Origin of the sequence: Herbaspirillum sp. C7C2 (assembly GCF_022627865.1) — a bacterium.
Lineage (GTDB): Bacteria > Pseudomonadota > Gammaproteobacteria > Burkholderiales > Burkholderiaceae_D > Herbaspirillum > Herbaspirillum frisingense.
Window position 1 is genome coordinate 55,955 of sequence record NZ_JABXGI010000006.1, and the last position, 13,851, is coordinate 69,805.

At 64.6% G+C, this 13,851-nt stretch carries 13 protein-coding genes and 1 pseudogene; 4 read left to right on the forward strand and 10 right to left on the reverse strand.

Going from position 1 to position 13,851, the window contains the following annotated elements; genetic code table 11:
- Positions 1-25: 25 nt before the first annotated feature.
- From dalD to HWE04_RS11170, 6 genes and pseudogenes are all read right to left on the reverse strand, one after another.
- On the reverse strand, positions 26-1,459 hold the full coding sequence (gene dalD / locus HWE04_RS11145) for a D-arabinitol 4-dehydrogenase (RefSeq protein WP_241812450.1): 1,434 nt from the start codon (positions 1,457-1,459) through the stop codon (positions 26-28).
- Between the two features lie 38 nt (positions 1,460-1,497).
- Entirely contained in the window at positions 1,498-2,628 is a 1,131-nt protein-coding gene (locus HWE04_RS11150; RefSeq protein ID WP_241812451.1) for an ABC transporter ATP-binding protein, read from the reverse strand.
- A gap of 53 nt (positions 2,629-2,681) precedes the next feature.
- Positions 2,682-3,410, reverse strand: a complete 729-nt coding sequence (locus HWE04_RS11155) for an HAD family hydrolase (RefSeq protein WP_241812452.1) — start codon at positions 3,408-3,410, stop codon at positions 2,682-2,684.
- Positions 3,410-4,171 (reverse strand): annotated as a pseudogene (locus HWE04_RS11160) (carbohydrate ABC transporter permease); the annotation flags it as partial. The pseudogene HWE04_RS11160 and the gene HWE04_RS11155, both read right to left, overlap by 1 nt.
- Positions 4,172-4,221: 50 nt before the next feature.
- Complete coding sequence (locus HWE04_RS11165; protein ID WP_241812530.1) at positions 4,222-5,214, reverse strand: carbohydrate ABC transporter permease; 993 nt, start codon at positions 5,212-5,214, stop codon at positions 4,222-4,224.
- Positions 5,215-5,379: 165 nt separating this feature from the next.
- Complete coding sequence (locus tag HWE04_RS11170) at positions 5,380-6,735, reverse strand: ABC transporter substrate-binding protein (protein WP_006463658.1); 1,356 nt, start codon at positions 6,733-6,735, stop codon at positions 5,380-5,382.
- A gap of 319 nt (positions 6,736-7,054) precedes the next feature.
- On the opposite strand from HWE04_RS11170, the gene HWE04_RS11175 reads away from it, so the two are divergent.
- A complete protein-coding gene (locus tag HWE04_RS11175) occupies positions 7,055-8,017 on the forward strand; it encodes a sugar-binding transcriptional regulator (protein ID WP_241812453.1) in 963 nt (320 codons plus the stop codon).
- Positions 8,018-8,114: 97 nt separating this feature from the next.
- Positions 8,115-9,020, forward strand: a complete 906-nt coding sequence (locus HWE04_RS11180) for a carbohydrate kinase family protein (RefSeq protein ID WP_241812454.1) — start codon at positions 8,115-8,117, stop codon at positions 9,018-9,020.
- A 17-nt stretch (positions 9,021-9,037) separates the two neighbouring features.
- Here the strand turns inward: HWE04_RS11180 and HWE04_RS11185 are convergent, their stop codons facing one another.
- The 4 genes from HWE04_RS11185 to HWE04_RS11200 all read right to left on the reverse strand — a co-directional run bounded on the left by HWE04_RS11185 (position 9,038) and on the right by HWE04_RS11200 (position 11,655).
- The gene (locus HWE04_RS11185) at positions 9,038-9,265 is read right to left on the reverse strand and encodes a hypothetical protein (RefSeq protein ID WP_241812455.1); all 228 of its coding nucleotides are present in this window, start codon (positions 9,263-9,265) and stop codon (positions 9,038-9,040) included.
- Between the two features lie 48 nt (positions 9,266-9,313).
- Positions 9,314-9,814, reverse strand: coding sequence for a hypothetical protein (locus HWE04_RS11190; protein WP_241812456.1), 501 nt, complete (start codon positions 9,812-9,814; stop codon positions 9,314-9,316).
- Between the two features lie 150 nt (positions 9,815-9,964).
- Entirely contained in the window at positions 9,965-10,546 is a 582-nt protein-coding gene (locus tag HWE04_RS11195; RefSeq protein WP_241812457.1) for a TetR/AcrR family transcriptional regulator, read from the reverse strand.
- A gap of 176 nt (positions 10,547-10,722) precedes the next feature.
- Positions 10,723-11,655: an NADP-dependent oxidoreductase gene (locus HWE04_RS11200; RefSeq protein WP_241812458.1), complete on the reverse strand. Its 933-nt coding sequence runs from the start codon at positions 11,653-11,655 to the stop codon at positions 10,723-10,725.
- Positions 11,656-11,772: 117 nt separating this feature from the next.
- Here HWE04_RS11200 and HWE04_RS11205 point away from each other — a divergent pair, with 117 nt between their 5' ends.
- Together HWE04_RS11205 and HWE04_RS11210 are read left to right on the forward strand one after the other, a co-directional pair.
- Complete coding sequence (locus tag HWE04_RS11205; protein WP_241812459.1) at positions 11,773-12,648, forward strand: LysR family transcriptional regulator; 876 nt, start codon at positions 11,773-11,775, stop codon at positions 12,646-12,648.
- 64 nt (positions 12,649-12,712) lie between these two features.
- Positions 12,713-13,849, forward strand: coding sequence for a J domain-containing protein (locus HWE04_RS11210; protein ID WP_241812460.1), 1,137 nt, complete (start codon positions 12,713-12,715; stop codon positions 13,847-13,849).
- Positions 13,850-13,851 lie beyond the last annotated feature (2 nt).

Here is a 13,851-nt window from a genome sequence, read left to right on the forward strand (position 1 = left end):
CCGCCTTGGGCCAGATGGGCTGCTTTTAGTTTGCCTGCCCCAGCCAGTCCTGCACGCGCTGCACACCCGCGCGTACCAGCGCCTCCAGCCTTGCATCGCCGGCCAGTTCGCCCCACAGCACCGCATCGGCGCAGAAGGCCCGTACCGGATCGGCGGCAGCCAGCATGCTGCGCACCGCCGCCGGGTCGAAGATGCCGTCCTGGTATTCATAGGGCAGCTGTCCGGCATTCCAGCGCTGCAGGAACACCAGGAACAGCGCCGGCAACATGGCGGTTGCCTGGGGATCGCGGCCGGCGTTCAGGCTCTCCTGCAGGGTCGGGCGGATGAAACCGGGAATCTTGGAATAACCATCCGCGGCTACACGCTGGTTGGTGTCCTGGATGGCCGGGTTGGAAAAGCGCGCCAGGGTGGTATCGCGATAGGCTGCCAGATCGATGGGGCTGGGTGTGAGACAGGGGATCACGTCCTGCGTCACGTAGTCGTAGGCCATCTGGCGGATGTCGTCGCGCAGCGTCCCTTCGTGGATGTACTGCAGGCCCGCCAGGGTGCCGGCCCAGGCGATGCAGCTATGGCTGGCGTTGAGGATGCGGATCTTGGCCTCTTCATAGGGCAGCACCGATTGCACCATCTCCACGCCCGCCTCCTCCAGGCGTGGACGACCGGCCTTGAAATCATCCTCGATCACCCATTGGATGAAGGACTCGCCCATCAGCGCGCACGGGTCATCGATGCCGGTGACCTCCCTCACGCGTTGCGCCACGGCCGGCGTGGGGCGCGGCGTGATGCGATCGACCATGGCGTTGGGGCTGGTGGTATGTGCCTCCATCCACTGCGCCAGCGTGCTCTCGCCACGCAGGGTCAGGAACTGGCGCAGACCATCACGGAAGCGCTCGCCGTTGTGGCGCAGGTTGTCGCAGTTCAGCAGCGTCAGCGCCGCGTGCGGATGCGCCTGGCTGCGTGCCTGCAGGATGGCAGCGATGGCGCCATAGATGGTACGCGGCGCACCGCTGCCATCGAGGGCGCAACGCAGGTCATCGGCCAGGTCGGCATTGGCGGTGTCGAGCCGGTGCTGGTGGTCCAGGTAGTAACCGCCTTCGGTGACGGTGAAGGAGATGATGCGGGTACGCTCTTCGGCGCCGGCGGCGATCAGCTGGGTGAGCCTGTCGTCCCAGGGCAGGATGCGGCCGATGGAAGCGATGCGCTGGTAGCTGCGCTCGCCCTGGGGCGTGACGGTTTCCAGCGTGTACTGGCCCTGCTGGCGTGCCAGCGCCTCCAGCAGCGGTCCCATGTCGGCACGGATATTGGCCAGCGCCAGTTGCCAGCGGCGGTCGGCGCCGCTCTCACGCAGGGCGTTCAGGTAAACCGCCTGGTGGGCGCGATGGAAGGAGCCGGCGCCGATATGCAGCCAGGTCAGGCTGTCGGCGGCGTCCTGCTCGGTGGAGGTGGCGGTGCGGGTCATGCCGTGTCCTTGTCGATGAGGTGAAGAAGGCGAAGGGTTCAATGGGTGCGCGGGGCGCTCACGCTGGATGCCACACTGGAAACCAGGCGCGGCAGGGCCTGGCCGTCGGCGCCGAACAGGTGGCAGCGGGCCGGATCGGCCGCCAGCTGGAGCACGCTGCCGTGCGGCGGATCGAGGCTGTCCGGCACGCGCAGGATGAGCGCATCGTCGCTGCCCTCGTAGGCCGCGTAGAGGTAGGAAAAATCACCCAGCAGTTCCAGCGCCGTGCAGCGTGCCTGCAGCGCCGCCTGCCCCTGCGCAATATTGAGATGCTCGGGCCGCACGCCCAATGTGACCTTCTGCCCGACCTGCAGGCTGCTGCCATCCACCGACGCCCACTGCAGTCCGCCTGCAGGAAGTTGCACCTGCACGCCGTCGGCCTGGACGGTCGCGACCGTGCCGTCGATGAAATTCATCTTGGGCGAACCGATGAAGCCAGCCACGAAACGGTTGGCCGGATGGTGATACAACTGCTGGGGTGAGCCGACCTGTTCGATGCGACCCTCGGAGAGCACGACGATCTTGTCGGCCAGGGTCATGGCCTCGATCTGGTCGTGGGTCACGTAGATCATGGTGGTCTTGAGGTCGTCATGCAGCTTGGCAAACTCCAGGCGCATCTTCACCCGCAGTGCGGCGTCCAGGTTCGACAGCGGCTCGTCGAACAGGAACACGCTGGGCTGGCGGGTGATGGCGCGGCCGATGGCCACGCGCTGGCGCTGGCCGCCGGAAAGCGCACGGGGCTTGCGGTCCAGCAGGTGGTCGATGTGCAGGATCTTGGCGGCGTGCTGCACGGCGGCATCGATCTCGGCCTTGGACTTGCCGGCGATCTTCAGGCCGAAGGCCATGTTGTCGTACAGGCTCATGTGCGGATACAGCGCATAGGACTGGAACACCATCGCCACCCCGCGCTTGGAGGCCGGCACGTCGTTCATGCGGCGGGTGCCGATGTCGAGGTCGCCGTCGCTGATCTCTTCCAGCCCCGCAATCATGCGCAGCAAGGTCGACTTGCCACAGCCGGAAGGGCCGACGAAGACGACGAATTCGCCATCCTCGATTTCCAGGTTGATGTCGCGCATGACTTCGTTGTCTTCATAGCGCTTGGCCAGGTTCCTGATGCTCACTGCTGCCATGTCTCTCTCCTCGGGGTCTCTTGTTGTGGGTCTGCTGATCTGTAGGCCGTGCTTCAGCGCAGCCAGATCAATTCACAGATCAGTTGCGGGAACTGCTTCATGTCCTCGAATACCTGATGCGCTCCGGCCTCGCGCAGGCGCCGTGCCATCGCCTTGCGGTCGTGCGCCACGCCGGTGAAGCCCAGCACATGCATGCCGGCCGCCACGGCGGCGCGCACGCCGGTGACACTGTCGTCGATGGCCACGCAGCGCGCCGGATCGACGCCGAAGCCGGCGGCGGCAGCGAGGTACACATCCGGCGCCGGCTTGGGATGGGCCACATCGTGGCCGCTGTAGATACGGCCGGCAAACTGCGGATACAGGCCGCAGCGCTTCAGGCCGGCTTCGATGCGCGGTGCATCGCTGTTGCTGGCCACGGCGCGCGGCAGCCGGATCGCCTGCAGGGCCTCGACGATGCCCGGCACCGGCTGCGCCTGTTCGCTGCAGGCCAGCGCCACGGTGGCGTGGATGCGCTCCATCTGTGCCGCCTCCAGACCCAGTTCGAACTCCAGGTCCACTTCCGAGAGCAGCACATCGGTGTACATGCCCAGCCGGTTGGCGATGGCGTCGTGCAGCACCTGGCTGCGCTGTTCCTGCAGAGAGGGCGCTTCGTCGGCGTCGGGCCAGGCCGGCAGCAGGGGCAGCAGTTCGCGATGCAGCACGCCCAGGGCGATGCTCTCGCTGTCCAGCAACACGCCGTCGCAGTCGCAGATGAGATGGGTCACTGCCTGACGCATCATCATCACTTGACCGCTCCGAAGGTCAGGCCCCGCACCAGTTGCTTCTGCGCCAGCCAGCCCAGCGCCATGATGGGCGCAATCGCCAGCAGCGAGGCGGCCGACAGCTTGGCCCAGAACAAGCCCTCGGGGTTGGAATAGGAGGCGATGAACACCGTCAGCGGCGCCGCATTGACGCTGGTCAGGTTGAGGCTCCAGAAGGCCTCGTTCCAGGACAGGATGATCAGCAGCAGGGCTGTTGAGGCCAATCCCGGCATGGCGGTAGGCAGGAGCAGGTAGATCATTTCCTGCCAGGCGTTGGCGCCATCGATGCGGGCCGCTTCCAGGATTTCCTTGGGCACGTCATTGAAGTAGGTGAAGGCCATCCACACCGCGATGGGGAGGTTGATCAGGGTGTAGATGATCGTCAGGCCGCTGACCGTGTCGAGCATGCCGGTGTTCTTGGCCAGCAGGTAGATCGGGATCAGCACACCCACGGCCGGCATCATCTTGGTCGAGAGCATCCACAGCAGCAGCTTCTGGGTGCGCCCGGTCGGGAAGAAGGCCATCGAGTACGCCGCCGGCACCGCCAGCAGCAGCGACAGCACGGTCGAACCGAGCGAGACGATCAGCGAGTTCTGCACATAGGCCAGGTAGTTGCTGCGGCTGAAGACTTCTCGGAAGGTGTCCAGCGTGGGCAGGAACAGCAGCGAAGGCGTATAGGCCTGGGCCTCGGTCTTGAAGGCTGTCACCGCCACCCAGAAGATGGGGAAGAACAGCACGATGGCGCAGGCCCAGCCCAGCACGGCCACCCACAGGGGGCTTTTCTTTTGATCGCTCATTTTTCGTTGACTCCCTTGAGGTTCCTGGCCAGCATGCGCACCAGGAAGAACGAGACGATATTGGCCAGCACCACGGCGAAGATACCGCCGGCCGAGGCAATGCCGATATCGAACTGCTGCAGACCGATGGCATAGACCAGGAAGGTCAGGTTGGTGGTCGCCGTACCGGGACCGCCTGCCGTGGTGGTGAAGATTTCGGCAAACACCGAGAGCAGGAAGATGGTCTCGATCATGATCACCACCGTGATGGCGCGCTTCAGGTGCGGCAACACGATGTAGAAGAAGATGCGCACCGGACCGGCACCATCGAGCTGGGCGGCTTCCTTCTGGTCGCTGTCCAGCGACTGCAGCGCGGTCAGCAGGATCAGGAAGGCGAAGGGAATCCACTGCCAGGCCACGATGATGATGACCGACAGCATCGGATACTCGGCCAGCCAGTCGATGGGCTCCAGTCCCAGATGCCGCATGACATAGGCCAGGATGCCGTAGACCGGGTGCATGATCATGTTCTTCCAGATCAGCGCGGCCACGGTGGGCATGACGAAGAAGGGGCCGATCACCAGCAGGCGCGCGATGCCGCGTCCACGGAAAGGCTGGTCGAACAGCACCGCCAGCAGGGTGCCGCCGATGACGCTGATGGCCAGCACCGAGCCGATCAGGAGCGCCGTATTGCCGATGGAGGGCCAGAAGGCCGGATCCTCCAGCAGGAAGACATAGTTTTCCAGACCGACGAAGCCGGTCTGGTCGGGGGCCATCAGGTTATAGCGATTGACGGAAAAATAGATCGTCATCACCAGCGGCACGATCATCCACGCCAGCAGGATCAGCACCGACGGGGCCTGCATCAGGCGGATGGGATTGAAGCGTTCCTTGCGCGGAGGACTTTTCTGCCGCGGGCGCGGAAGTGACTTGGATGGACTCTGCATCATGGTGCTCGTGGGCGGCGCGCCGGTGGCGGGCGGCGCAGGGGTGGAGTGGATCGTGGGCATGACGGCCTCGGCTTCGATCCGACCGTCATCCTCGCTGGGTGGAGACGGCCGGGAGGACCAGGCGGCAGGCATGTCCCGGTGCTTTACCGGACATGCCGCCGCAACGACAGGAACCACGGCAGGGGCGACGGCGTGCTGCCTGCCCGCTTGCCGGGGGCTTGCTCTTTACTTGATGTAACGACCCTGGCGCATCATCCGCACCGCCTGTGCCTGGGCGGCATCAAGCGCAGCGTCCGAGCTGGTCTTGCCAGCCAGTGCACCGGCGATGGCCTGCCCGGTCACGGTACCGATGGACTGGAACTCGGGAATGGTCGCGAACTGCACACCGGTATAAGGCACTGGCTTCAAGGTCGGCTTGTTGGCGTCCGCGGTCTGGATGGCATCCAGCACGAAGTCCGAGAAGGGCGAGACCTTCTTGTATTCGGCCGAAGCATAGGTGGAGGTGCGGGTACCCGGCGGCACCAACGCCCAGCCGGAATCCTTGGCGACCAGGTTGATGTATTCCTTGGAGGTCGCCCAGGCGGCGAACTTCTTGGCCGCTTCCTGCGACTTGGAGGACTTCGGCACGGCCAGCGACCAGATCCACAACCAGTGCGAACCCTTGTCGGTGGCCTGTACCGGCGAGGGTGCGAAGGCGGTCTTGTCGGACACCTTGGAATCCTTGCCGTGGTAGAGCATGCCGGCGGCGACCGTGGCATCGACCCACATGCCGCACTTGCCGCTGGAGAACAGCACCAGGTTTTCATTGAAGCCGTTGGAGCTGGCGCCCGGCGGACCGTACTTGCGCAACAGGTCGACGTAGAAGGCGACCGACTTCTTCCACTCCGGCGAGGACAGTTGCGGCTGCCATTGCTCGTCGAACCAGCGGCCACCCCAGGCATTGGCCATGGTGGTGATGATGGCCATGTTCTCGCCCCAGCCTGCGCGGCCGCGCAGGCAGATGCCATAGACGCCCTTGGCCGGGTCGTGCAGTTGTGCGGCCAGCTTGCCGATCTGGTCCCAGGTCGGACGCTCGGGCATGGTCAGCTTCTTCTGCTCGAACAGGTCCTTGCGATAGTAGGTCATCGAGCTTTCGGCGTAGAACGGCAGCGCATACAGCTTGCCATCGACCGACAGGCCTTCGCGCACCGGCTTGATCAGGTCGGCTTCATCGTAGTCGGCCGGCAGGCCGCTCATCGGCGCCAGCCAGCCCTTCTTGGCCCAGATCGGCGCTTCATAGGCACCGATGGTCATCAGGTCGAACTGGCCGCTGTTGGTGGCGATATCGGTGGTCAGGCGCTGGCGCAGCACGCTCTCTTCCATCGTGACCCAGCGCAGCTTGATGTCGGGATTGGCCTTCTCGAACTGCGGCGCCAGCTTCTGCAATTCGATCATGTCGGGGTTGTTGATCGAGGCGATGTTCAGCGTCACCGGCTCGGCCTGGACCAGACCGGTGGCGAACAGTGCGGAAATTGCCGCCGCGGCCAGGTTGAAGCGAACACGGGTGATGCCGGACGCACGGGTGCGCGCGAGTTTGGACATGCTTGTCTCCGAATGTTATGTGCCGCCGTGCACGTTTCTTCCTGGGTGGCAGCGGCGGTGAGGCCGGTGCTGACGTGCAGGTTGGGCGGTTGTTGTGAACGACGTTGAGCAAATATTATTTTTATGGGCAAATATTCATCGATTCTCGAATTCATGTCAAGCATTTGCTTTTCGATTGAGCAATTGCCCATACTAGATGCTCATGACGGGAGCAAAGGCCGTAAAATGGCAGCCCATCGGGAAGACCCCGCACCACCCCACAACCAGATAAGACAGCACAAGCCGGGCGCCGCATGCGCCGGTGGCTGGCGAGGAGAACATGTCTAGCAGCGCATCCAAACTGGATCTGGCGGCGCGTGCCGCGTGGATGTACTACGTGGCCGGCAACACCCAGAACGAAATCGCCGAACGGCTCGGCATCTCGCGCCAGATGGCGCAGCGCATGGTGGCCTATGCGGCCGATGCCAATCTGGTGAAGGTACAGATCACGCACCCCGTCTCTTCCTGCCTGGAACTGGCACAGGGGCTGCAGCAGCGCTACGGGCTGGATGTCTGCCGCGTGGTGCCGGGCGCCGGTGGCGCCGACAATCCCAACGAATCGCAGGAAGTGCAGCAGATGCTGGCCGTGGCCGGCGCCGAGCTGATGGAGCAGATGCTCAGTTCGGAAGCCCCACTGGTGGTCAACGTGGGCTCCGGACGGACGCTCAAGGCGGCCATCGAACGCCTGTCCGAACTGGAAAGACCGCAGCACCAGATCGTGTCCATGATCGGCGCGTTTGCCTCGGACGGCTCGGCCAATCGCTACGACGTGGCGCTGCAGGCCGCCGAAAAGCTGGGCGCGCGCTTCTACCTGTTGCCCGCACCCCGCGTGGCCGAGAGCGAGCATGACCGCCAGCAATGGTGCAACCATCGGGCCTACAAGATCGTGACCGGCCTGGCTGAACGCGCCGACGTGACTTTCCTGGGCATCGGTACGATTGCCCTGCAGGGGGCCATGCACGAGGACGGTTTCATCGACGATGAAGAAGTCGCCGATCTGCAGCGCCAGGGTGCGGTGGGCGAAATGATCTGCCACGCCTTCGACGTCGACGGCCGGATGCTGTCGTCTTCGCTGTCCTCGCGGGTGACCACGCCCCTGCTGACGGCCAGGCCACAGCGCCCGGTGATTGCCCTCTCCGGCGGCAGCAAGAAGGCCGAGGCGGTTCGGGCCGCCCTGCGCGGCGGCTGGCTCACCGGGCTGGTGACCGATGAGGTCTGTGCACGCCACGCCTTGCAGGACTGAATGGTTTCACCCTGGTGGCTAGGGCCTGGCCCTAAGCCTGCAAGACCACCAGTACCATCGATAGCATCAATAACAACGATCCGAACGGAGACCCAGCATGACCCGACCTGCCGCATTCGTCGTCTTCGGCGAAGCCCTGACCGATTTCATCCGCCAGCCTGATGGCCAGTGGCGCGCCATTCCCGGCGGGGCCTGCTGGAACGTGGCGCGTGCCGCCGCGCGGCTGGGCGTGGCCACCGGCTACGCCGGCAGCGTCAGTACCGATGTGTTCGGCGCCGAGCTGTACGCGCTGACGCAGCAGGCCGGTCTGGACATGCGTTTCACCCAGCAGCACGCCAAGGCGCCCCTGCTGGCGATGGTGACCTCCACCACGCCCCCGGATTATTTCTTCATCGGCGATGACAGCGCTGACCTGCATTTCGACCCTGCCCAATTGCCGTCCGGCTGGCTAGACGAGGCGCAGATACTGCACTTCGGCTGCATCAGTCTGGCCCGCGAACCGCTGGCCTCGCGGCTGCTGCAGATTGCCCGGGAAGCCGCCGGGCGCGGCAAGAAGATCGCCTTCGACCCGAACTGGCGCAAGCTGATGGACCAGCCGGCCTATCACGCGCTGTTGCGGGAGCTGCTATCGCTGGCGCATTACGTCAAGGTCTCCGATGAAGACCTGGAACGTCTTTTCCCGGGTGACGGCAATGCGCTGGCGACCTTGCAGGCGCTGGCGCTACAGGCAGAAGTGCTGCTGACGCTGGGCGCACAGGGAATGCGATGGATCAAGGGGGAACAGATCATCGACCAGCCCGCCTATCGCGTCGAGGTGGTCGACACCGTGGGCTGTGGCGATGCCTCCATGGGGGGCTGGATTGCCAGCCAGCTGCGCCAGCCGGATGCACCGACGCAGATGCACCTGCAATGTGCGGCAGCTGGCGCGGCCATTGCCGCCTCCAAGGCGGGCGCCTATGCCGCGACCTGGGAAGAAGTACAGGCCATGATCGCCCGCGGCTGAGGGCAGCTGAGGCCGGCTTAGCGCTGGCGGGCCACGCTCTCGCGCAGGTTCTGCGCGAACTCGTCGTCACCCTCCACCGGCGCCGTCTTTGCCAGATGCAACCGCCGTCGCCGCTCCCCCGCCTGGAACTCGGAATGGACGCGCCAGAGTTCCAGGTGGCGGAAATAGGTCACCCCGCTATCGACCCGTCTTACCGGGCCGACCGGGTCCACAGGCAGCACTGCCGTCACGGGATTTCGGGCCATATCCTCTGCTCCAATGTCATGCCGGCACCGTGGCCGGCGCGGTGTCGATTACGATACCATCCCTGCGCGGGACTGCGCCTGGCGACGCAGCGCGATCACCTGTGCAGTGATCCCCACCAGCAGCGCCAGCAGCAACACCCCCTGCGCACCCAGGAGCAGCGGCGATTTCAGGTCGGTGACGAAAGGATGCCCGTCCGGGACCCGGCGCAGGGTTTCCGACACGGCCGGCACCAGCAGCAGGAACACCGTCACGGACAAGGCGATGGTCTCGACATACCGTGCCAGACGCCCCAGCCATGATGCGGCAAAGCTCATCCCGAAACCCAGCAGCAGGAACACCAGCGTCAGCACCGCGATGAAGTTGCTTTCCGGTCGCTTCGCCACCAGGAATACCGTCAGGGCACCCACCAGCATGGAGACGAAATAGATCGCCCCCGGCACCGAATGCGCACGGATGCGCCCGTAGCGGGCGAGCATGTAGATGGCCAGCGGAATGGCCGGCAGGCTGCCGATCGTGTGGACCCAGCCCAGGGATGAGATACCGAACATTGCATTTCCTTTTCGTTGTAGTTGATCAAACATTGCCGGTCACCCGGCTCGGCAATCACAAGTCCTACCTACTAATTGGTAGGTTTTGTGATCAAAAAAAGGGGACGCAAAATCCCTCGCGTCCCGTGTGCTCAGTGCTTCCTGGCGCGCTCAGGCCACCGCCAGGCGCTGCAGCATGGGATGCACGATGACCCCGAACATCTTGGGATCGTCGTAGGCCCGGGCCGACAGCATGGCGCCATGGATGGTCGCCAGGAAGCGTTCGGCCTCCACCCGGGGCGCATCGGTCAAGCGCAGGCTGCCCTGGCGTTGGCCGCGCTCCAGCACCGACTCCAACCACAGCGCAAAGAACCTGAAGTGCGCCTTGACCTCCATGGCGATCTCCTGCGGCAGCATGGGCATCTCGGCCGCCAGCATGGCGCACACGCAGAAGGCAGACTCAGGCTGGGTCATGCAGCTTTCCCAGTAACCCGCATAGGCGCGCAACTGGGCAAGCGGGTCGGTGATGTTGCGCTCCATGGCCGCCACGCCATCCTGCGCTGCCTCGCGGTATTGCCGCACCAGCGTCTGCACCAGTACCGCCTTGCTGGCGAAGTGATGATGGATGCTGGCATTGCGGATACCGATGACCTTGCCGATGTCGGCATAGCTGAAACCGTTGTATCCACCGGCCACCAGCAAGGCCTGGGCACATTGAAGAATCTTTTCGGAAGTGGTGGGAGCGCTATTCATGGACGCAGTCTACCTTCTAGTAGGTAGCCACGCAAGCAGATAAGCGCATCCTGTTGCGAACCAGATGAAGATTCCCTGTGGACAAGATGAACTGCAGCCGGGAGCAGCACCCGGCCGCCTTCAACTTGTTTTTCGACAATGGCCGCATCAATCCGGGGACATGGGCAAGGTGCGGCCTAGCGCAGGAAATCCACCACCGTCTTGCCCATTTGCGGCAAGGTGCGGCTGCGTTCGATGGCGGCCGGCAAGTCCTCGAAGGGGACCACCGCTGCGACCTGGGACTGCAGGCGACCCGCCGCCACCTGTCGGGCGATATCGGCCAGGCGGGCAGCGTCTGGCTGATTCATGAACCACAGGCCGCGACGGCCCGCCGGGGTGCTGGCCAGGATGGCGGGGGAAGCGGTACTGACGATGACACCGTCCTCGGCCAGCACCGACCAGGAACGCTCCAGGGTATCGCCACCGACATAATCCAGTACCAGATCGACATTCTTGACCAGGCTCTCGAACTGCGAGGTCTGGTAATCGATGACGTGGTCGGCCCCCAGACCGTGCACATAATCCGCGTGACTGCCCAGGGCGGTGGCGCTGACATGGGCACCGGCCTGGTGGGCAAACTGCACCGCAAAGCCACCCACTGCACCCGCAGCGCCGTGGATCAGGATGCGCTGGCCGGCGTTGAGCGGACCGGCCAGATGCAGGCTCTGCCAGGCCGACACGGCCGCCACCGGCAAGGCCGCGGCTTGCACCATGCTCAAACCCTCGGGCAGCACGGCCAGCTTGTCGACATCGACCGCAACCAGATCGGCATAGGCACCCAGGCCGCCCAGCGGCCCCATGACGCGGTCGCCCACCTTGAACAGGCTGACATCACTCCCGACCTGCTCCACCACGCCGGCCAGCTCGATTCCGAGCACGGCGGGCAGTGGCAGCGGGAAGGCATCCTTGACGAGGCCTTCGCGCACTTTCCAGTCCAGGGCATTGACGCCGGCGGCATGCACGCGCACCAGCACTTGTGCGGGACCGGCGACGGGTGCCGGGAGATCGGCGATACGGACCGTATCCGGGCCGCCGTATTGCATCAGTTGCAGGGAACGAATGGTTTTCATGGTGTGGCTCCTTGTGGGTAAGTGACTGCGGTGGGTTGATGGAACACACGATAAGTCGTTTCATGATCGGAACACAGAGGATAGAATCGAGACCCACCGGATCATTTTTGAGACACCATGGACATCAACGCCCTCGTCGATCTGCAGCTGGTCGCCACCCACGGCAGCTTCGGCCGCGCCAGCCGGGAAAGTGGCCGCGCCAAGGCCACCTTGTCACGCCGGGTGGCCGATCTTGAACAGGAACTGGGCGTGCGCCTGGTCGAACGCGGCACGCAACGGCTCACGTTGACGACTGCCGGCCAGCTGCTGCTCCAGCGCAGTGAGGGTCCGCTACGCGAAATCGAAGAGGCCATGACCCAGGCCAGCGAAGGCAGCACCGCGCCACGCGGCCGCCTGCGCATTGCGGCACCGCTGGTGTTCTCGCAGCTGGCGCTGGGGCGGTTGTCGGCCTTGTTCCGGGCGCAGTATCCGCAAGTAGAGCTGGAGGTAGTCGCAGAAGACCGCATGGTGGACCTGGTGCAGGAGCATTTCGACCTCTGCATCCGCATCAATCCTGATGAAGACAGCAATCTGGTCGGACGCTGCTTTGCCCGTGACAGCCTGGTGCTGGTGGCCGCGCCCACGCTGCCCATGCCGCGTACGCGGGCGGGCCAGACGCAGACCGTCCCGGCCGTGGTGATGCCGAACTACCGCGATGGGGATGTGTGGTCGCTGCGCCAAGGCAAGCTGCTGATCGCACCACAACCGGTGCTGCGCCTGTCGTCATTGATGATGGTCAAGGATGCCGTCTGCGCCGGTGCAGGCGCAGCGCTGCTGCCGTGGTCGGTAGCCGGAACGCTGGTGCAGAGCGGCCAATTGAAGCGATGGGGTGAGATGGGCAACGAAGTCGAACTCTGGGCGCTGCATACCTCGCGCCGCCTGCAGAGTCCAAAGGTACGGGCCTTCGTCGAATTCCTGTGCGCCCAGTATCCGGATGGTCGCTTCATCACTTGACGCAGGCGGGACAGGCTCCAAAAAACTGGCCCTATAATCCTGCACCGCTCACCATCGCATTCCCATGAAGAAGCCAGCACCACATACCGTCAGCATCGTCGACGGCCAAACCGCCACCCGGCTGTCGCCCGCGCAGCAGAGTTTCAACACGCTCATCGACGAGATCGGCAAGCGCCGCGCCCGCTTGCAGGAGTGGGAAACTGCAAGCGACGAATTCCACAAGAAATATTCCGCCCACTACCTGCCACTGGAGCAGGAACTGCTGGGCCTGAAGCGACAGGCGGTCTACCGCCTGCACGACGCCTGGTCGCACAAGGCACTGGGCAAGGGTGAGCGCATCACCCTGTCCGCCCTCATCGCCGACATGGCGCAGGCGCTGCTGCAGCGGGGCGACGATACCGAGCTGGCGCTGATCTACCAGCAGCACGGCGGGCAGGATGATGTGGATAAGGAGAAGGACATCGCGCCGGCCCCGAATGCACCAGGGTCAGCGGCAGAACCGCAAGACCGGGAAGACGCGGCCGCGGCCGACGACGACTTCACCAGCGGTACGCCCGAGGAAATCATGCAGCGCATGGAAGCCATGCTGGAGCGCCAGGAGCGGGAGCGCATGGCAGCCGCGCAGCAGCGCGATGCGCAACGTGCCAGCCGCAAAAAGCCGCCCAGGCAGCGCGCCGCCGAACAACAGCAGCAAGCACAGCGCATCGAACTGAGCCAGTCCATCCGCGCGGTCTATCGCCGATTGGCCAGCGCCCTGCACCCCGACCGCGAACCCGACGAGGCCGAGCGCGCCCGCAAGACCACGCTGATGCAGCAGGTCAACCAGGCCTATGAAAAGAATGACTTGCTCAAGCTTCTGGAGCTGCAGCTGGAACTGGAACACATCGGCCAACACACACTGGACACGGTGAGCGAAGCGCGGCTGGCCCATTACAACCACATCCTGCAGGAGCAGCTCACCGAACTGGATCAGGAAATCGCCCACGTCGAGCGCCAATTCAGGCGCGCCTATGGCCTGGCATCCCAGGCAAGGCTGACGCCGGAAAAGATAATGCGCTACCTCAACCGGGGCATCACGGCGCTACGCCAGGAAGGCCAGGACCTGCGCGCCGCGCTGGCGGCGTTCGGGGATATCGAACAGGTCCGGGCCTGGCTGAAACACGCGCGACGTCAGCGCGCGCAGGGCTGGGAAGACCTGTGATC